Genomic DNA, 17,285 nt, shown 5'->3' with positions numbered 1-17,285 from the left:
AATGGCAAAGGGCACGTCAGGGATGCCATCCGACACTTTATGCCGCGCTGCTGCGTGACGCCAATTCATATTCCGTTGGAAGATTATGCACCGCGTTCATATTCCTGCCCGTGCGCCTACCGATCCGCTCAGGTCTTGTGCGGCAGGGTCGACGGTGCCCCCCCTTCAAACCGGTTGCCGTTGGTATAGTCGCACGGCGCTTCCTGCATCTGCAGATGCAGGCCGGTGCCGGTGTAGGGGTGGGCGCGGGCGACATCCTCATCAAAGTCGATCCCCAGACCGGGGGCCTCGGGCGGCAGAATGTAACCGTTTTCCCAAGTGATGGAATTGCGGATCAGCTTTTGATGAAAGGCCCCGCCGGTTTCAATCGTTTCGGCCATCAGCAGGTTGGGAATGGAGGCCGCCAGATGCACATTCGCCGCCCATTCGACCGGCCCGGCATAAAGATGCGGGGCCATTTCGGCGTTGAAGACCTCGGCTATGGCGGAGATCTTCTTGGCCTCCCAGATGCCGCCCACACGCCCCAATGCGGGTTGCAGGATCTTCACCCCGCCGTGGCGCAGCAGGGCACCGAATTCGGCCTTGGTGGTCAGCCGTTCGCCGGTGGCGAGCGGGATGCGCACAGCGCGCGCCACTTCGGCAAATTCCAGCAGGTTGTCTGGCGGGATTGGTTCTTCGTACCAGAGCGGATTGTACGGCTCCAGTTCACGCCCCAGCCGGATCGCGCCCGCCGTGGTGAACTGGCCGTGGGTGCCGAATAACAGGTCCACCCGGTCGCCCACCGCTTGCCGGATCGCGCGGCAGAAGGCAACGGAACGCGAGATGTCGGACATTGCGGGCTGATGCCCGCCGCGCAGAGTATAGGGTCCGGCGGGGTCGAATTTGACGGCTGTGAACCCCATCTCGATGAATCGCACGGCAGCCCCTGCGGCGGCGTCGGGGTCGACCCAGAAGTCGGGGTTTTCATTGCCCGGTTCAGGGTAAAGATAGGTATAGCTGCGGATGCGCTGGTTTATCCTTCCCCCCAGAAGCGCCCAGACCGGGCGGTTGCGGGCTTTGCCGAGGATATCCCAGCAGGCAATCTCCAGCCCCGAAAACGCGCCCATCACCGTGGGGTCGGGGCGCTGCGTGAAGCCTGAGGAATAGGCGCGGCGAAACATCAGTTCGATGTCTTCGGGGGAGGAGCCTTCCATGTGGCGGGCGAACACATCCTCGATCACCGCGATCATCGCCTTGGGGCCGACGGTGGAGGCGTAGCACTCGCCGTAGCCTGTGATGCCGCAGGCGGTGGTGAGTTTCGGAAAGATCCAGTAGCGCCCACCCCAGCCCGGGAAGGGTGGGGCCACGACGAAGATTTCAAGGTCAGCGAGTTTCATGCAAGCGATCCTTTTGCGGCAAGCGCCGGGGGGTTTCACACCCCCCGGACCCCCCGTGGGATATTTGTGAACAGATGAAGGGTACGGGCAGGACTGGGGCAGGGCAAAGGCGTTTGCGACATGTTATGCCGCAAACGGGCGATCTGGCGGCTGCGGGCGGCGCAGGCGCGGGCCGAGGACGTGCAGCGCGATGCAGGCCAGCATCAAGGTGGCGGCCAGCAGGAAGGGGGCACCGGGGGCGAAGACCGGAGCACCGGGTGCGGTGAAGGCGCTGAAGGTGGCGGTCATGATCAAAGGTGAGGTGATCATGGCGATGGCATTCAGGCTGGCCAGCACGCCCTGCACCTCGCCTTGCGCGTCCGCAGGGGCGGCGCGGCTGGCGATGGCCTGCAACGCCGGGGTGACGGCGCCGCCAAGGGCGGTCACGGGCGTGATCATCAGGGCGATGACGGGCGAGGTGACGAGGCCGAGGCCGGTCAGCGTGACCACATCGACCCACATGCCGTAATGCGCGGCCCGGTGCTCGCCAAAGCGGCGGATCATCGGGCCGACCAGCAGGGCCTGACCCAAGGCATAGCTGATACCGTAGACAGCCAGCGACACGCCGACCATCTGCGTGCTCCAGCCAAAGCGGGCCTGGCCGTAATAGGCCCAGATCGCCGGGTAGACATTCATTGAGATGCCGAGGATCAGGAAGCACGCAAGGGTCAGGCGCAGGCCGGGCAGGCGGCTGACGGCGCGCAGCGCGCCCAGCGGGTTGGCGCGGCGCAAGGAGAACGGGCGGCGGGTGGCGTCGGTCACGGTTTCGGGCAGGACCAGCAGGCCGAAGATCAGGTTGGCGAAGGCAAGCCCTGCTGCGGCATAGAACGGCGCGCGGGTATCCACCCCCGCCAATAGCCCGCCGATCAGCGGCCCCAGCACGAAGCCCACACCAAAGCCCGCGCCGATCAGCCCAAAGCGCGCGCCGCGCTGATCCGGCGGGGTGATGTCGGCGATATAGGCGGTGGCGGTCGAATAGGTGGCCGCCGTGATCCCCGCCACCAGCCGCGCGATCAGCAGCAGCCAGATCGTGGGGGCCACCGCCATCACAAGATAGTCGATGCCCATGATCAGAAGCGAGACCAGCAGCACCGGGCGGCGGCCGAACCGGTCGGACAGCGAGCCCAGGATCGGCCCGAACAGGAACTGCATCACCGCGTAAGATGTGGCCAGCACCCCGCCCCAGAGCGCTGCGTGGGCAAGATCCTGCCCGGTGACCGCGCGGATCAGGTCGGGCATCACCGGAAAGATCAACCCGATCCCGATGGCATCGAGCGTCACCGTGGCGAGGATGAAGGTGAGCGCGAGCCTTGGGGCGGGGGTCACGGGGTGGCCCCGGTGGACAGGGCGATCTGGTGCAGGCGCTGGGCCAGCGCCTCGGGGCAGGCGAAGAACGGCGAATGCGAGGCGGCCAGAGTTGTGCGCTGCGCCTGCGGCACCGACAGCTCCATCACCGCCTGATACTCGGGTGGGATGGCGCGGTCATCCGTGCAGCGGATGTAGTGGCGGGGCAGGGACTGGCTGCGCGGGGTTAGGGTGAGCGCGGTTTCCTGCGGCGCAATAGGTTGCGGCGTCAGGCACAGGCTGGCCAGTGCCTGCGCCTGCGCGTCGCAATCGTGGTAGAACAGCGCATCGGTCTGGGCGGGGTCGAAGCTGAAGGTGCCAGCGGCTTTGTCGATGCGGATCGCCGGGGCCAGCGGCTGGCGCGGGCCTGCGCGGCGCATGTCGCCCAGCGTCATCCCCGACACGGGCGCATAGGCGCAGAGGTAGACCAGCGCGGCAATATGGGTCGGGTCGGCTTCGGCGGCTGCGGTGATCGGGTAACCGGCCATGGAATGGCCGACCACAATCGTCGGGCCGGTCAACGCGGCGCAGATCGCCTGCGCATAGGCGTCCAGCGTTACCGCGCTTGCGGGCGTGTGGTCGCGGCCATGGCCGGGCAGGTCGATGGCGCGGGCGTTATGGCCAAGTGCCGCAAGCGCCGGGATCACCCGGTGCCAGCACCACGCCCCGTGGCAGGAACCGTGGATCAGCAGGAAGTCAGACATGGCCGATACTCTCCAGAAACGCGCTCAGGGCGGTGGCATAGCTGTCAGGCTGGTCCAGCATCGGCAGATGACCCGCGCCACGAATCAGCTGGAACCGGCTGCCAAGGATCAGATCGGCGGTTTCCTTGACCAGATCGGGCGGGGTGGCACCGTCACTGATCCCGGCAATGGCAAGGGTCGGCAGGGTCAGCCCCGCAGTCGGCGTGTAGAAATCGGTGCCCGCAATCGCCGCCGCCACGCCCATCCAGCCTTCGGGCGGGGTGGCCAGCAGCATGGCACGACGCTGCGCAAGGTCGGGCAGATCTCGCCAGTTCCGGCCTGACCAGCGCGCCATGGTGGCATCGGCGATACCCTCCATCCCGCCTGCGCGCACCGCATCAATCCGCGCCTGCCATTGTGAGGCAATCCCGATCCGCGCGGCGGTGTTGCACAGCACCATGCCGCGTACCAGATCCAGCCGCTTGACCGCCAGCCCCTGCGCGATCATCCCGCCGACCGAATGGCCGACCACCACCGCGTCGCGCAGGCCCACCTGCGCCATCACCCGTTCAACATCATGGATCAGCGCACCCATGGCATAGGGGCCCTGCGGCACATCCGACAAACCATGCCCGCGCATGTCCAGCCGCAGGATGCGATGCCGGGGCAGCCGCGCCACGACGCCATCCCAAAGCCGCAGATGGGTGCCAAGCCCGTGCAGCAGCACGACCGGGGCCGCACTTTCCGGCCCGGAAAGCTCCATGTTCAGCCGCAGGTCGGGAAAGAACACCAGCGCCATGGCTCAGCCGAACCGCGCCAGCGCGTCGCGGAACAGCGAAGGATCAGCATTGCCGCCGCTGGCCACGCAGATCACCGGACCCTCCGTGTCCGCAACCAGCGCCGCCGCCAGTGCCACAGCCCCGCCGGGTTCGAGCACGATGCGCAGATGGGTGAAGGCAAGGGCCATCGCCTGCAACGCCTGATCATCGGTTACGGCGATCCCCGGCCCGGCCAAGCGCTGCAACACCGGGAATGTCAGCTCTCCCGGGCTGGGCGTCAGGATCGCATCGCAGACCGAGCCGGATGTGCTTGCGTTGCGCAGGCGCGACCCCGCCACCAGCGACCGGGCCATGTCGTCAAACCCGACCGGTTCCACCGTGCGCAGCCGCAGGCCCGGAGCCTGCGCCTCCAGCGCCAGCGCGATCCCCGCCGAAAGCCCGCCCCCGCCACAGCAGACCAGCACATCGGCGGCGTCAATGCCCACAGCGCGGGCCTGATCTGCAATCTCCAGCCCTACCGTGCCTTGCCCCGCAATCACCTGTTCATTGTCAAACGGCTTGATCAGCACCAGACCGCGTTCGGCACACAGCGCGGCGCCTATAGCATCGCGGTCCTCGGTCGCGCGGTCATAGAGCACCACCTCTGCCCCGTAAGCCTTTGTATTGGCAACCTTCACCTCTGGGGCATCGGATGGCATCACCACCACCGCCGTCAGTCCATGCTTTGCTGCGGCCAAGGCCACGCCCTGCCCGTGGTTGCCCGAGGAATAGGCCAGCACACCGCGCGTCGCCGCAGGCAGCGCCGACACCGCCGACCATGCGCCGCGGAATTTGAACGAGCCGGTCACCTGCAGGCACTCCGCCTTAACAAAAATCCGCTTGCCAAAAGCAGCATCGAGCAACGGCGCGTTCAGCAGGGGCGTCAACCGCGCATGCCCTGCCAACCGTGCCGCCGCCGCCTCGATCATCGCAAAATTCATGCGCAGGCTCCCAGAAAATCGTGGATCACCGCCACCGCCTCGGGTTCATCCAGAAACGGAATATGCGCGCGGTCCGGCACTTCGGCAAAGATCATGTCAGGGCGGCGACGGCGCATTTCTGCCGCCGTTTCCATCGACAGCAAGTCAGAATTCGCCCCCCGGATCAGTGCCAGCGGCAATCCGGCGCAGGCGTCGAACAGCGGCCACAAGTCCACCGCTGGCCCCTGAAACGCCGCCAGAAACGCGTCGCGCAATGCAGGGTCATAGGTGATGCGCAGGCCATCTGGCGTCTCAACGTAATGCAGCTTTGCCTCTTCCAGCCAGCGGCTGGCTGGCACAGCCGCAAATCCCGGCATCACGCCGGGCAAGGCTGCTGCCAGCGCCGCATGGGTCCGCGGTGCCGGATTGCGCCCGACATAGTCGAAAATCCGCGCAAGCCCCGGCTGGTGAATCTCTGGCCCCACATCGTTGAGCAACAGTCCCGCCACACGCGGTCGGGCCACCGCCGCCAGCATCATCCCGATCAGCCCGCCGCGTGAGGTGCCGATGACCGCCGCCCGATTTACCCCCAGATGGTCGAGCAACGCCAGTGCATCAGTCGCCTCCACCGGCACGGTATAGGTGCCCACCCCGGTCCAGGCGCTTTCCCCGCGCCCCCGGTAATCCATCCGGATCACCCTGCAGGGCGGCAGGTGCGGCAGCATGTAGTCGAAATCCCCCATGGTCCGGGTCAACCCGGGCAGGCAAAGCACCGGCATGCCCTCGCCCCGGTCATCATAGGCCAGACGCGCGCCATCCGGTGCAGTGAAAAACGCGGTCATGGGCAGGCTCCTTGGGTCCATCGGGGCAGGCAAATCCCCCGCAGCAGATAAAGCCCAAGCGCGCCTTGCCTGCAAGTTCCCATCCACCGCGCACCCCCCCACGCCCTTCATTGCACCTTTCCCAAATACTCCCGCCGGAGGCCAATACAGATGCCGCCAGCACCCCCGGCCGTCGCCGCGCGCCGCCGGACCGCACAAGGCGCGGCAAATGGGGTGCTTGCCCCGGTGGCCCCGGTTGCCTAAACCCGCAGCACAACAAGGCAGGACAATATGGCACGCACACCCATTGTGACCGAGGACCGCGCAAAATCGAAACAGGTCAGCGCCCTTGGCGGGCTGCTGCCGTTTCTGCACCCCTACCGGCCCCTTCTGGTATTGGCGCTGCTCGCGCTGATCCTGACAGCCGCTGTCAGTCTTGTGTTGCCGTTGGCGGTGCGCCGGGTGGTCGACAATTTCAACGCCGATGTGGTGATCCTTGACCAGTATTTCGGGGCGGCCATCATCATCGCCGGACTGTTCGCCTTTGGCTCTGGCATGCGCTACTACCTTGTCACCCGGTTGGGTGAGCGGGTGGTGGCCGACATCCGCCGTGCGCTTTTCGACCGCGTGCTGATGCTGTCCCCCGCGTTTTTCGAACGCATCATGACGGGCGAGGTGCTCAGCCGTATCACCACCGACACCACGCTGATCCTGTCGCTGCTCGGATCATCGGTCTCGATTGCGCTGCGCAACAGCCTGATCCTGCTGGGCGGGCTGGTCTTGATGCTGCTGACCTCGGCCAAGCTGGCGGGGCTGGTGTTGCTGATCGTGCCGGTGGTTGTGGTGCCGATCATCATTCTGGGCCGCCGGTTGCGCACCTTGGGGCGCGAGAATCAGGACTGGATCGCCAATTCCTCCGGTTCCGCCTCCGAGGCGCTGTCTTCGGTGCAGACGGTGCAGGCCTTCACCCATGAAAGCCAGACCCGCGCCGCTTTTGCCGAAGTGACGGAGAAAAGCTTTGCCTCGGCCAAGACCCGCATCGGCACCCGTGCCGTGCTGACGATCTTTGTGATCTTTCTGGTATTCACCGGCATTGTGGGCGTGCTGTGGATGGGTGCGCGCGATGTGCGCGCCGGGGCCATGACAGCGGGGGAACTGATCCAGTTCGTGATCTACGCCATCATGGTGGCCGGATCGGTCGGCGCGCTGTCTGAAATCTGGGGTGAACTGCAGCGCGCTGCCGGTGCCACCGAACGTTTGGTGGAACTCTTGCACGCCACCGATCCGGTGAAAGACCCGGCCCAGCCAAAGGCGCTGCCGCGCCCGGTGCGGGGCGACATCCGGTTTGATGCGGTAACCTTCCGCTATCCGGCCCGGCCAGACACCTCGGCGCTGGACGGCATCTCCCTGCATGTCCGCCCCGGCGAGACGGTGGCGCTGGTCGGCCCCTCGGGCGCGGGCAAGACCACGATCCTGCAACTGCTGCTGCGGTTCTATGATCCGCAACAGGGTGCCGTGCTGCTGGACGGGGTCGATCTGCGCGATCTTGACCGCACCGATTTCCGCCAGTCGCTGTCGCTGGTGCCGCAGGACCCGGTGATCTTTGCCACCTCGGCCCGCGACAACATCCGCTTTGGCAAACCGGACGCCACCGATGCGCAGGTAGAGTCCGCCGCCCGCGCCGCCGCCGCGCATGAGTTCATAAGCCTGCTGCCGCAGGGGTATGACACTTACCTTGGCGAACGCGGCGTCATGCTGTCAGGCGGGCAAAAGCAGCGCATTGCCATCGCCCGCGCCATCCTGCGTGACGCGCCGGTGCTGCTGCTGGATGAAGCCACCTCCGCGCTCGACGCCGAATCCGAACGGCTGGTGCAATCGGCGGTCGAAACGCTGGCGATAGGCCGCACGACTTTGGTGGTGGCGCACCGGCTTGCCACCGTCAAACGCGCCGACCGGATCGTGGTCTTCGATCAGGGGCGCATCGTGGCGCAGGGCAAGCATGACGATCTGGTCGCCGAGGGCGGCCTTTACGCCCGCCTCGCGCGCCTGCAGTTCACGGACGGCGCGGCCTGAGGGGGAAAGCCCGCAGACATTTTCCCGCCGATGGCGCGCCACCGTCATTGTGCTTTGATCTGAACCCGCCATAGGGTTGCCCCAACGGTCGCGGCACCCGCCGCGCGGACCGCAACAGGATGACAGGAGATACCGATGGGTGTGTGGAGTTTCGTAAAGGACGCGGGCAAATCGCTGTTCGGCGGCAAGGCCGAAGCGGCCGAAATGCCGGAGCCAGAGGCGCTGAAAGCCGAGATCAAGGATCTGGGTCTTGACACCACCGGGCTTGATATCAAGGTCGATGGCGACAAGGTCACCGTCGAAGGCAAGGCCGTATCGGCAGAGATGAAGGAAAAGGTCATCCTCGCCGTCGGTAATGTCGCCGGTGTTGCCTCGGTCGAGGCAGAAGACGAGGATGACGGCGCAGAGCCTGTGTTCCACACCGTGACAAAAGGCGAAAACCTGTCGGTCATCGCAAAAGCCCATCTTGGCAATGCCAACCGCTACATGGAGATTTTCGAGGCCAACAAGCCGATGCTCCAGCACCCCGACAAGATCTATCCCGGTCAGATGCTGCGCATCCCTGCCTGATCCGGCCCGAGGCCGATGGCACAAGGCGGCCCCGGTGGGGCCGCCTTTTTCCTGCCCTCTGTCGGTTGCCGACAGCGCTTTGACGTTGCGTTTTCACCGCCCGCCAGCGCTTGGCAAACCGCCCGTTTGCCCACATTGTAGGCCACAGGGAAAACAGGCCCCCCATCAACGGGGCTGCAGAGGGACCACAGGGGAGGGGACCAATGGAAAAATTCGTCACGCGCGAGGATATCGCCGCGACCGAGGCCGAGATGTCATGGGCAGACCGCCCGGTGGCACGCACGATGTATGACTGTATCAGCACAACAAAGGCCGCGCATGGTGCCCACCCCGCCATCAGCTATCAGCTGCTGTCGGGGGCCGATACCAAACGCGAAACCCTCAGCTGGGCCGAATTGCACGGCCAGGTCACCCAGGCCGCCAACCTGTTCCGCAGCCTTGGCATCGGCCCAACCGATGTGGTGGCCTATGTGCTGCCCAATGCGCTCGAAACCGCCGTCACCCTGATCGGCGGCGCGGTGGCGGGCATCGTCAACCCGATCAACCCGCTGCTGGAACCCGAACAGATCAGCGCCATCCTGCGCGAAACCAAGGCCAAGGTCGTCGTCACCCTGCGTCCGTTCCCCAAGACCGATCTGGCGCAGAAGGTGGCGCAGGCCGTGCGCCATGCGCCAACGGTGAAAACCGTGCTCGAGGTCGATCTGGTGCGCTACCTGTCGGGTGCCAAGAAATACATCGTGCCGCTGATCCGGCCCAAGAATCCCACCAGCCATTCCGCCAATGTGCGCAATTTCACCACCGAACTGGCCCGCCAGCCCGCCGACCGCCTGACCTTCGCCGATGAGAAGCATGACCGCGTCGCCGCCTATTTCCACACCGGCGGCACCACCGGCATGCCAAAGGTGGCGCAGCACAAGGTGTCGGGCATGGTCTACAACGGCTGGCTGGGGGCAGAGCTGTTGTTCAAGCCCGATGATGTGGTGATGTGCCCGCTGCCGCTGTTTCACGTCTTCGCCGCCTATCCGATCCTGATGAGCATGATCACATCAGGCGCGCATGTGGTGTTCCCGACGCCCGCAGGCTATCGCGGTGACGGCGTGTTCGACAACTTCTGGAAGCTGATCGAACGCTACAAGGCCACCTACATGATCACGGTGCCCACCGCCCTGTCGGCGCTGATGCAGCGCCCGGTGGATGCCGATATTTCCAGCTTGCGCAGTGCGTTTTCCGGCTCGTCGCCGCTGCCGGTAGAGCTTTACAACCGCTTCAAGAAGGAAACGGGGATCGAGATTGTCGAAGGCTACGGGCTGACCGAATGCACCTGCCTTGTGTCGATCAACCCACCGGGCGGGGTGAAAAAGATCGGCTCGGTCGGGCTGCCGTTTCCCTACAGCCATGTCCGCATCCTGATCCAGACGGCCGAAGGCTTCCGCGAATGCAACGTGGATGAGGTCGGCGAGATCTGTGTCGCCAACCCCGGCGTGTTCGAAGGCTCGACCTACACCGAGGTTGACAAGAACAAGGATCTGTTCGCCGAAGGCCGCTTTCTGCGCACCGGCGACCTGGGGCGGATCGACGCCGATGGGTACCTGTTCATCACCGGCCGCGCCAAGGATCTGATCATCCGTGGCGGCCACAACATCGACCCTGCGATCATCGAGGAAGCGCTGATGGGGCATGAGGCGGTGGCCGTGGTCGGTGCCATCGGCCAGCCCGACGCGCATTCCGGTGAATTGCCGGCGGCCTATGTCGAGCTGGTCAAAGGCTCCACCGCCACCGTGGCCGACTTGATGGAGTATGCCACCAACCACATCCACGAACGCGCGGCGCTGCCTAAACACATCGAGATCCTGTCCGAGGTACCCAAAACCGCTGTGGGCAAGGTCTTCAAACCCGACCTGCGCCGCATGGCCATCACCCGCGTCTATGACGAGGCGCTGGCCAAGGCCGGTATCCCCGCCACCGTCGCCATGGTGGCCGAAGACAAGAAGCGCGGTCTGGTCGCCAAGCTGAGCAAGACGGGCGAGGTCGAGAACGCAAAGGTCACCGAGGCGCTGGGCGGGTTCACCAGCCCGTGGGACTGGGCGGCGTAAGGCACCGGTGCTGTCGGCGCGCATCCGTCAAGGGCGCGCGCCGGATCCCTTCAGTGCGACAGGACGCAAACAGAAATCGCTGCCCGAAAGCGGGTATTGGGCGAACCCCGCACCCCAGCCCATTTTCAGTCCCATAATATCCCGGCAGGACCGGGGGGCAGACTTTGGAACAAACCACGCGCGGGAAAAACCCCTCGCGCGGACCCTATCAGACCCCCCGGTTCAGCCGGTGGAACAGATGGGTAAAGGTGGCCGCCCCCAGCACCGGGATCAGCAGGTTGACCAGTGGCACCGACAAGGGCGCCGCCATCAGCGTGCCCGCCAGCCAGACCTTGCCCCAATGCTGCTTGCGCAGCGCCTTCGCCCTCTCCCGCCCCAGCCGCCGCATGGCGACCAGCGTGAAATATTCTCGCCCCAGCAGCAGCCCGTTGACCGCCCAGAACACCACCGGAATGAACGGCCCGGCAAAGGCATAAAGGATCAGCGCCAGTGCATTGACCGCGATCAGCAGGGCAAAGAAATTCGCTGCATCCACCAGCGCGTCGCCCAGCGGAATGCGGGGGGCGGGCGGCAGGGCGGGGTAGTGCCGGTCTTCCACCGCTTGCGCCACATCTTCCAGAAACAGCCCGGTGAAGGCCGAAGCCACCGGCATCATCAGAAACACCGACAGCCCGATCATCAGCAAAGCCGACCCCCAGGACAGCAGCGTATCCAGCCCCTCGACCGGGCCGACAAAGGGGATGGCGATGCTGTCGGGGATGAAAGTCTGGATCAGCACCAGAAATCCTGCATAGACCGCCACCAGCAGCGCCAGCGACAGCAGCACGCCAAGCACCATCACGCGCCGGAAGCGGGGATCGGACAACTGCCGCAGCGCCTTGAGGAAATCGCCGATGATCATCTCAACCCCAGCTGACCAGCCGCGACAGGTCTGGCCGGGGCCGGTCTGGCCCCAGTGGCCCAGGGGTGGCGATGTGGATGATGCCCGCGACGGTTTCATCGGGCGTGCAGCCAAAGGCCTGCGCCCGGAAGGTGGCGTCATGCGACGGCCAACCCGACAGCCAGCACGCCCCCCAGCCGGCGGCGGTTGCCACATGGACGATGTTCATGCACAAGGCCCCCGCCGACAGCAACTGTTCGGCCAGCGGCACCTTCTCGGCCAGTTTGGGTGCCGAAATCACCACCACCGCCAGCTGCCCGCGATCGAACTGGCCCCGGCCTTTCTCGATCTTTTCGGCATCGCCGTCTAGCGCGAGCGCCCGCGCCTCGGCCAGATCGGCCAGACGCGCCATGGCGGCGCGGTCCAGCACGATCATTCGCCAGGGTTCCAGCTTGCCATGATCTGGCACCCGGGTGGCAAGGGTCAGGATCTGCACCAGCGCGTCGTGGTCGGGGACCGGAGCGGTGAAGGTCTTGGCCCCCGGTGACCGGCGGTTGGCCAGATAATCGAGAACGGCGGGGTTCGGGTCTGGCATGGGGCGCTCCGGTCTTTGGTCGGATGCAAGCTATGCGGTGGCGCGGGGAAATTCCAGTGCCCGCGGGCAGGTTGCATCCGACGCGCGGCTGGGTCAGGGTCGCACGAAACGGGGGCCGGACATGACCAAAGGCGCATGGAGCCATCTGGCGCATGAAGGGGCCGAAATCCGGGTGCGGGTGACGCCCCGCGCCCGCCAGCCGGGCGTGACCCATACTGCCGAAGGCTTCCGCATCAGCGTGACCGCCCCGGCGGATGAGGGGCGCGCCAATGCCGCCGTGGTCGAGGCGCTGGCCCATGCTTTGGGCGTGGCAAAGACGCGGCTGACCCTTGTGCGCGGGGCTGCGGCGCGCGACAAGACATTCCGGCTTGAGTGACCCAACCCGAAAGGCCCGCCCATGTCTCAGCTTCCCGCGCTTCTGGCCATTCTACTGGGCGGGATCGCCATTGCGGTGCAGGCCCCGCTGAACGGCGCGTTGGGGCGCACGCTTGGCGCGGCGCTGCCTGCGGCGGCGGTGTCCTTTGCGGTCGGGTTCGCAGCCCTGATGGTGCTGAGCTATGCGACGGTCAGCCATCCGTTCGGCAAGCTGGCGGCGGTGCCGCTGTGGCAATGGGCGGGCGGTTTGCTGGGGGCCTATTACGTGTGGTCGGTGATCTCGGGCGTGCCCACGCTGGGGGTGGTGACCGCGATGGCGGCTCTGATCCTGGGGCAGATGGCGGGGGCGCTGGTGCTGGATGCCATCGGGGCCTTCGGGGTGCCGGTACAGCCGGTCAGCCTGACGCGGGTGTTGGCGGTCATTCTGGTGGCGGCAGGGGTGGTTTTGTCTCGGCTTTAGGGCTGGGGTTTGGTCGGGCCCGATGTGGCGGAACGCTCCAGCCGGTAGCTGCCTTCGGGCAGGTCAAGTGCGGCGGCCAGGTCGGCCAACTGTCCCATTGACAGTGTCACCCGCACGATATCGCCCGACAGCGGGTCTTCCTGTTCCAGCACGACGCATTCCTCAAACGCAAGGATGGTGACGTCCTCTTCCAGACCATCGGCCCCTTCGTCGATCAGGGTGATCACGGTCACGTCAAAGTCGTGTTCAATGGTAAACATGGTGCAGAGTAGCGCCGGGGCCATGGCAAGCGCAACGGGATAGTCGGGGGACAGGGCGGCATTTTTGCCGAGGGTCGCGGCGCGGATGCTGGGATCTGGCGGCGGACCCGTGCAACTTGGCGTGAAGGGGGATACGGGGTCTTTTGTCTGCCGGGGCACCTGCTATCTTGCCCGGCAACCAAAAGAAAAATCCGAAGAAGATTCCATGAGGCGGCAGATGGTCTTTAAGCGATCCGCGATGATGGTGGCCGTGGCGGGCTTGCTTGCCGCCTGCCAGCCGGTGGCCTATCCGGCCAACGGTCCGGTGGTGCAACCCCTGCCCTTGCCGGTGGGGGCGGTGCCGATGACCGGCGACCGGTTGACGGAAGAGCAGGCGGCGCGCAATTTCGTGGCCGTGGTGTCGCGGGTGGAACCGGTGGCCGAGGCGATGTGCCGTGAGCGTAACCCGCGCAGCAATTGCGATTTCCAGATTGTGGTCGATGACCGCCCCGATCAGCCACCGAATGCGTTTCAGACGCTGGACCGGTCGGGTCGCCCGATCATCGGGTTCACGCTGGCGCTGATCGCAGATGCCCGCAACGCCGATGAAATCGCCTTTGTCGTCGGGCATGAGGCGGCGCATCATGTGGCGGGGCACATCCCGCAGGTGCAGCGGACCGCCACCACCGGGGCCGTGCTGGCCGGGGTGCTGGCGCAAGCCTCGGGCGCGCCGCCAGAGGCGGTGCGGGCGGCGCAGCAGATGGGTGCCACGATGGGCGCCCGGACCTATGCACGTGATTTTGAGCTTGAGGCTGACGCCTTGGGGGCCGAGATCGCCTTCCGCGCCGGGTTTGATCCGGTGCGGGGGGCAGCCTTCTTTACCCGTCTGCCGGACCCGGGGGACCAGTTTCTGGGCAGCCACCCCCCGAATGCGCAGCGCCAGGAAACCGTGCGTCGCGTGGTTGCGGGCTTGCGGTGACACGGGGCAGGGATGATCCAGCTTGAGGCAGTCGTCAGCGACCGGGGCTCGCGCTATGCGGTATCGGGCGGGGCAGTGGTGGGACGCGCCGGGGTGGACGTCTTTCTGCGCGATCTGAAGCGGCAAAAGAAATACGCCAAGGCCACGCACAACACCTGGGCCGTCATCCTGAGCGAAGAGGGGCCGGTGCGCCACGATGACGGCGAATCCGGCGCTGGGGCGGTGATCCTGAAAATGCTGGAGCGCGAGGGGCTGACTGACTGCGTGGTGGTGGTCACGCGCTGGTATGGCGGGGTGCATCTGGGCGGCGACCGCTTTGCCCATGTGGTTACCTGCGTGCGCGCCTTTCTGGAGGCGTGGCGCAAGGCGGGCTAATGGTGCCGCCGCAAATGTGCGCGGTAGAGGAGCGGGGCGAGGATGTGGTCATAGGTCCGGTCGGCAACCCAGTGCACGCCGGGCAGGCCGGTCAGCCGCGCCAGCCAGCGCAGATGCGGCATCTGCGCCCAAAGCGCGCGGAATGCTGCCAGACCGGACAGCACCTGCCCCTGATGCCAGACATGCAGCCGGCGCGCGGCCTGATCCGGGGTCAGGCCCCAGTCTGCGGCGTGGTCCATCGTGTCAAAGCGGATCGGCAGGCCGTCGCGCAATGCACGGCGCTGATAGGCGGTGATCTCGGCCCGGCAGATCGGGCAGGTCTGGTTGTAAAGCACGCGGGTCTGGTCATTCATTTAAAAGAAATAGCCCGTGCCGCGGGACCGGACAGTGTGACAGCACGGCGCAGGGCCCGGGCGCGGTAGGACGCGCGCCCGGGCCTTGGCATCAGGCGCTTTTGCGCGCTGGTTGTGCGGGTGCCAGCTGCGCGGTGAGGGTCAGGATCTGCCGCACCGCCTCAACCGCCTCGGCACCCTTTTTCACGAAGTGATCGGCGAAGAAGGCGGTCAGCACCTCGGTCGGCTGATAGTTGTGCGGCGTCAGCGAGACCGAGAACACCGGGATGCCGGTGGTCATCTGCGCCTGCATCAGCCCGTCGATCACGGCACCGGCCACAAAATCATGGCGGTAGATGCCACCATCGACGACAAAGGCGATGGCCACTACGGCATCATAGCGCCCGGTTTCGGCAAGCTTTTTTGCCAGCAGCGGCATTTCGAACGCGCCGGGTACGTCGAAGGTGTCAACATTTGTCTGCGGCAACAGGCTGGCTGCGGTGGCGACAAAGCTGTCATGCGCACGGTCGACGATATCGGCGTGCCAGCGGGCACGGATGACGGCGACACGGGCCGGAGAGGTGTAGGGGGAAGGGTGGGTCATTTTGGAACCTTTGCGTTTCTGCGTCAGGTCCCAGAGCATCAAACGGACAGCGCTGCCGGGAACCCGGCAGGCACAGACCATTCTCTTTCATCCGGACTATACCGTCGGCCCCGGAGTTTCACCGGATCTGCTGACCCAAGTGCCCCAAGGGGGTGCTTGGCGCTCGCGGGCTATACCGCCGGTGGGGAATTGCACCCCGCCCTGAGAACACAGAATTGCTACGGCTTTCGGCCACGCAGGGCAAGACAGGATTTCGCGCAGCAACTGTGCACAAAGGGGTTACCCCAATGCATAGCCCGCACCGCGCACGGTGCGCAGCGGGTCCATCCCGCCGTTCTGCATCAAGGATTTGCGCAACCGGCCGATATGGACGTCAACCGTGCGGCTGTCGACATAGATGTCGCGGCCCCAGACCCGGTCCAGCAGCTGTTCGCGCGACCAGACCCGGCCTGGCTTTTCCATGAAGGTGGACAGCAGGCGAAACTCGGTCGGCCCCAGCTTCAGCACGGAATTGCCCCGGTAGACCCGGTGGGTTTCGGGGTCGAGCCGGATGTCGTCCCATTCCAGCACCACACCGATGGTCGATGGCCGCACGCGGCGCAACTGCACCCGGGCGCGGGCCATCAGTTCCAGCACGGAATAGGGCTTGATCACATAGTCATCGGCGCCCGTTTCCAGACCGCGGATGCGGTCCACCTCTTCGGCGCGGGCCGACAGCATGATGATCGGGATGGAGCGGGTTTCGGGCCGGATCTTGAGGCGTCGGCACACCTCGATCCCCGACAGTTCCGGCATCATCCAATCGAGGATGATGATGTCGGGCGTGTCTTCATCGACCATCATCAGCGCGTCTTCGCCATTGGCGGCCTGCACCACCCGAAAGCCTTCTGACTCCAGATTGTAAGCCAGAACTTCACGCTGTGCCGGCTCGTCTTCGACAAGCAGCACGACGGGTTGCGAGGTATGGGCCATCAGGTGCCTCAGATCGTCGTCGTGGCGGAATCGGTCAGTGACGTGACATCGCTTTTGGGTCTGTCATCATCGGGCATGACACCGGTGACCAGATACAGCACCTGTTCTGCGATGCCCGTGGCATGGTCGCCGACACGTTCTATGTTTTTGGCAATAAAGTGCAGGTGCATGCAGGCGGTGATGTTGCGCGGGTCTTCCATCATGTGGGTCAGGAATTCGCGGAACACCGAATTGTACATCTGGTCCACCTCGGCATCGCGTTTGCGCACATCCTCGGCCAGAGTGGCATCACGCGTGACATAGGCATCAAGCGCGTCTTTCAGCAGTCCGACCACCGAGCGCGCCATGCGCGAAATCGACCCGGACGATCCGCCCACGGGGCGCATCTGGCTCAGCACCAGCGAGCGTTTGGCAAGGTTCTTGGCATAGTCACCCGAACGCTCCAGCGAACCGACAATCCGCATCACCGTCAGCACGGTGCGCAGATCGGTAGCGGTGGGAGAGCGCAGCGCGATGATGCGGGCGCATTCGGTGTGGATCAGGTCTTCCAGATCGTCGATGGCCTTGTCCCCGGCGCGGACTTCGGCGGCAAGCGCCTCGTCGCGGGTTTCCAGCGCCTGAGCGGCCTGCAGAAGGGCATGTTCGACCAGCCCCCCCATCTTCATGACAAGAGCCTGAACACCTTCAAGGTCACGGTCGAAGGCCGAACGGATATGCGGTTCCATATTCATCATTCC

At 65.4% G+C, this 17,285-nt stretch carries 20 protein-coding genes and 1 riboswitch; of the genes, 7 read left to right on the top strand and 13 right to left on the bottom strand.

All coding sequences use genetic code 11. The features are described 5' to 3' along the window. Nucleotides 1-128 precede the first annotated feature (128 nt). The 6 genes from EEB11_RS11935 to EEB11_RS11910 form a co-directional block, all read right to left on the bottom strand. Nucleotides 129-1,376, bottom strand: a complete 1,248-nt coding sequence (locus EEB11_RS11935; RefSeq protein ID WP_135431617.1) for a mandelate racemase/muconate lactonizing enzyme family protein — start codon at nt 1,374-1,376, stop codon at nt 129-131. Between the two features lie 123 nt (nt 1,377-1,499). Next, nucleotides 1,500-2,741 (bottom strand): TCR/Tet family MFS transporter, encoded by a 1,242-nt coding sequence (locus EEB11_RS11930; RefSeq protein WP_135431615.1) that lies wholly within the window; start codon nt 2,739-2,741, stop codon nt 1,500-1,502. Continuing rightward, nucleotides 2,738-3,463, bottom strand: coding sequence for an alpha/beta fold hydrolase (locus EEB11_RS11925; RefSeq protein WP_135431613.1), 726 nt, complete (start codon nt 3,461-3,463; stop codon nt 2,738-2,740). Before EEB11_RS11925 ends, EEB11_RS11930 begins: the two co-directional genes overlap by 4 nt. Continuing rightward, entirely contained in the window at nt 3,456-4,241 is a 786-nt protein-coding gene (pcaD, locus tag EEB11_RS11920) for a 3-oxoadipate enol-lactonase (protein WP_135431611.1), read from the bottom strand. Before pcaD ends, EEB11_RS11925 begins: the two co-directional genes overlap by 8 nt. Before the next feature lie 3 nt (nt 4,242-4,244). After that, a complete protein-coding gene (locus tag EEB11_RS11915; protein ID WP_135431609.1) occupies nt 4,245-5,201 on the bottom strand; it encodes a threonine ammonia-lyase in 957 nt (318 codons plus the stop codon). Next, a complete protein-coding gene (locus EEB11_RS11910) occupies nt 5,198-6,022 on the bottom strand; it encodes an alpha/beta fold hydrolase (RefSeq protein WP_135431607.1) in 825 nt (274 codons plus the stop codon). The genes EEB11_RS11915 and EEB11_RS11910 overlap by 4 nt, the downstream gene beginning before the upstream one ends. Nucleotides 6,023-6,292: 270 nt before the next feature. Here EEB11_RS11910 and EEB11_RS11905 point away from each other — a divergent pair, with 270 nt between their 5' ends. The 3 genes from EEB11_RS11905 to EEB11_RS11895 all read left to right on the top strand — a co-directional run bounded on the left by EEB11_RS11905 (nt 6,293) and on the right by EEB11_RS11895 (nt 10,737). After that, nucleotides 6,293-8,074 (top strand): ABC transporter transmembrane domain-containing protein, encoded by a 1,782-nt coding sequence (locus EEB11_RS11905; protein ID WP_135431605.1) that lies wholly within the window; start codon nt 6,293-6,295, stop codon nt 8,072-8,074. A gap of 135 nt (nt 8,075-8,209) precedes the next feature. Next, nucleotides 8,210-8,644 (top strand): peptidoglycan-binding protein LysM, encoded by a 435-nt coding sequence (gene lysM / locus EEB11_RS11900; protein WP_135431603.1) that lies wholly within the window; start codon nt 8,210-8,212, stop codon nt 8,642-8,644. Between the two features lie 203 nt (nt 8,645-8,847). Further along, nucleotides 8,848-10,737 (top strand): acyl-CoA synthetase, encoded by a 1,890-nt coding sequence (locus tag EEB11_RS11895; protein ID WP_135431601.1) that lies wholly within the window; start codon nt 8,848-8,850, stop codon nt 10,735-10,737. Between the two features lie 208 nt (nt 10,738-10,945). Here EEB11_RS11895 and EEB11_RS11890 read toward each other — a convergent pair whose 3' ends face one another. Beyond that, the gene (locus EEB11_RS11890) at nt 10,946-11,635 is read right to left on the bottom strand and encodes an EI24 domain-containing protein (protein ID WP_210114858.1); all 690 of its coding nucleotides are present in this window, start codon (nt 11,633-11,635) and stop codon (nt 10,946-10,948) included. Nucleotides 11,636-11,639: 4 nt separating this feature from the next. Further along, nucleotides 11,640-12,212 carry a nitroreductase family protein gene (locus EEB11_RS11885; protein WP_135431597.1) on the bottom strand — a complete coding sequence of 191 codons (573 nt, stop codon included), beginning with the start codon at nt 12,210-12,212 and terminating at the stop codon, nt 11,640-11,642. Nucleotides 12,213-12,333: 121 nt separating this feature from the next. On the opposite strand from EEB11_RS11885, the gene EEB11_RS11880 reads away from it, so the two are divergent. Continuing rightward, the gene (locus EEB11_RS11880; protein ID WP_135431595.1) at nt 12,334-12,588 is read left to right on the top strand and encodes a DUF167 domain-containing protein; all 255 of its coding nucleotides are present in this window, start codon (nt 12,334-12,336) and stop codon (nt 12,586-12,588) included. Between the two features lie 21 nt (nt 12,589-12,609). Then, nucleotides 12,610-13,047: a DMT family transporter gene (locus tag EEB11_RS11875; protein ID WP_135431593.1), complete on the top strand. Its 438-nt coding sequence runs from the start codon at nt 12,610-12,612 to the stop codon at nt 13,045-13,047. Here EEB11_RS11875 and EEB11_RS11870 read toward each other — a convergent pair. Beyond that, on the bottom strand, nt 13,044-13,307 hold the full coding sequence (locus EEB11_RS11870; protein WP_135431591.1) for a DUF8831 family protein: 264 nt from the start codon (nt 13,305-13,307) through the stop codon (nt 13,044-13,046). The genes EEB11_RS11875 and EEB11_RS11870 overlap by 4 nt on opposite strands. Before the next feature lie 217 nt (nt 13,308-13,524). Between EEB11_RS11870 and EEB11_RS11865 the strand changes: the two genes are divergently transcribed. Then, complete coding sequence (locus EEB11_RS11865; protein ID WP_435531106.1) at nt 13,525-14,265, top strand: M48 family metallopeptidase; 741 nt, start codon at nt 13,525-13,527, stop codon at nt 14,263-14,265. 12 nt (nt 14,266-14,277) lie between these two features. After that, complete coding sequence (locus EEB11_RS11860) at nt 14,278-14,640, top strand: YigZ family protein (protein WP_135431587.1); 363 nt, start codon at nt 14,278-14,280, stop codon at nt 14,638-14,640. Here the strand turns inward: EEB11_RS11860 and EEB11_RS11855 are convergent. The 4 genes from EEB11_RS11855 to phoU all read right to left on the bottom strand — a co-directional run bounded on the left by EEB11_RS11855 (nt 14,637) and on the right by phoU (nt 17,279). Continuing rightward, a complete protein-coding gene (locus tag EEB11_RS11855; protein WP_135431585.1) occupies nt 14,637-14,993 on the bottom strand; it encodes a thiol-disulfide oxidoreductase DCC family protein in 357 nt (118 codons plus the stop codon). The two genes, EEB11_RS11860 and EEB11_RS11855, sit on opposite strands and share 4 nt — an antisense overlap. Before the next feature lie 91 nt (nt 14,994-15,084). Then, the gene (locus EEB11_RS11850; RefSeq protein ID WP_135431583.1) at nt 15,085-15,576 is read right to left on the bottom strand and encodes a 6,7-dimethyl-8-ribityllumazine synthase; all 492 of its coding nucleotides are present in this window, start codon (nt 15,574-15,576) and stop codon (nt 15,085-15,087) included. Between the two features lie 75 nt (nt 15,577-15,651). Further along, a riboswitch (FMN riboswitch) is annotated at nt 15,652-15,789 on the bottom strand. A 66-nt stretch (nt 15,790-15,855) separates the two neighbouring features. Further along, nucleotides 15,856-16,548: a phosphate regulon transcriptional regulator PhoB gene (gene phoB, locus EEB11_RS11845; RefSeq protein WP_135431581.1), complete on the bottom strand. Its 693-nt coding sequence runs from the start codon at nt 16,546-16,548 to the stop codon at nt 15,856-15,858. Nucleotides 16,549-16,556: 8 nt separating this feature from the next. Further along, complete coding sequence (phoU, locus tag EEB11_RS11840) at nt 16,557-17,279, bottom strand: phosphate signaling complex protein PhoU (protein WP_135431785.1); 723 nt, start codon at nt 17,277-17,279, stop codon at nt 16,557-16,559. Nucleotides 17,280-17,285: the final 6 nt, after the last annotated feature.

Origin of the sequence: Pseudotabrizicola sediminis (assembly GCF_004745575.1) — a bacterium.
GTDB lineage: Bacteria > Pseudomonadota > Alphaproteobacteria > Rhodobacterales > Rhodobacteraceae > Pseudotabrizicola > Pseudotabrizicola sediminis.
Note: the sequence above shows the minus strand (reverse complement) of the source record. Positions and strands in the feature narration are given on the sequence as shown.

Excerpts from the sequence above, each read along its gene's own strand:
- phoB (WP_135431581.1), bottom strand. The coding sequence starts at position 16,548 with ATGGCCCATACCTCGCAACCCGTCGTGCTGCTTGTCGAAGACGAGCCG.
- EEB11_RS11885 (WP_135431597.1), bottom strand. The coding sequence starts at position 12,212 with ATGCCAGACCCGAACCCCGCCGTTCTCGATTATCTGGCCAACCGCCGG.
- EEB11_RS11915 (WP_135431609.1), bottom strand. The coding sequence starts at position 5,201 with ATGAATTTTGCGATGATCGAGGCGGCGGCGGCACGGTTGGCAGGGCAT.
- EEB11_RS11895 (WP_135431601.1), top strand. The coding sequence starts at position 8,848 with ATGGAAAAATTCGTCACGCGCGAGGATATCGCCGCGACCGAGGCCGAG.
- EEB11_RS11860 (WP_135431587.1), top strand. The coding sequence starts at position 14,278 with ATGATCCAGCTTGAGGCAGTCGTCAGCGACCGGGGCTCGCGCTATGCG.
- EEB11_RS11870 (WP_135431591.1), bottom strand. The coding sequence starts at position 13,307 with ATGTTTACCATTGAACACGACTTTGACGTGACCGTGATCACCCTGATC.
- EEB11_RS11880 (WP_135431595.1), top strand. The coding sequence starts at position 12,334 with ATGACCAAAGGCGCATGGAGCCATCTGGCGCATGAAGGGGCCGAAATC.
- EEB11_RS11855 (WP_135431585.1), bottom strand. The coding sequence starts at position 14,993 with ATGAATGACCAGACCCGCGTGCTTTACAACCAGACCTGCCCGATCTGC.
- lysM (WP_135431603.1), top strand. The coding sequence starts at position 8,210 with ATGGGTGTGTGGAGTTTCGTAAAGGACGCGGGCAAATCGCTGTTCGGC.
- EEB11_RS11910 (WP_135431607.1), bottom strand. The coding sequence starts at position 6,022 with ATGACCGCGTTTTTCACTGCACCGGATGGCGCGCGTCTGGCCTATGAT.
- EEB11_RS11865 (WP_435531106.1), top strand. The coding sequence starts at position 13,525 with ATGGTCTTTAAGCGATCCGCGATGATGGTGGCCGTGGCGGGCTTGCTT.
- EEB11_RS11905 (WP_135431605.1), top strand. The coding sequence starts at position 6,293 with ATGGCACGCACACCCATTGTGACCGAGGACCGCGCAAAATCGAAACAG.
- EEB11_RS11850 (WP_135431583.1), bottom strand. The coding sequence starts at position 15,576 with ATGACCCACCCTTCCCCCTACACCTCTCCGGCCCGTGTCGCCGTCATC.
- EEB11_RS11935 (WP_135431617.1), bottom strand. The coding sequence starts at position 1,376 with ATGAAACTCGCTGACCTTGAAATCTTCGTCGTGGCCCCACCCTTCCCG.
- EEB11_RS11875 (WP_135431593.1), top strand. The coding sequence starts at position 12,610 with ATGTCTCAGCTTCCCGCGCTTCTGGCCATTCTACTGGGCGGGATCGCC.
- phoU (WP_135431785.1), bottom strand. The coding sequence starts at position 17,279 with ATGAATATGGAACCGCATATCCGTTCGGCCTTCGACCGTGACCTTGAA.
- pcaD (WP_135431611.1), bottom strand. The coding sequence starts at position 4,241 with ATGGCGCTGGTGTTCTTTCCCGACCTGCGGCTGAACATGGAGCTTTCC.
- EEB11_RS11925 (WP_135431613.1), bottom strand. The coding sequence starts at position 3,463 with ATGTCTGACTTCCTGCTGATCCACGGTTCCTGCCACGGGGCGTGGTGC.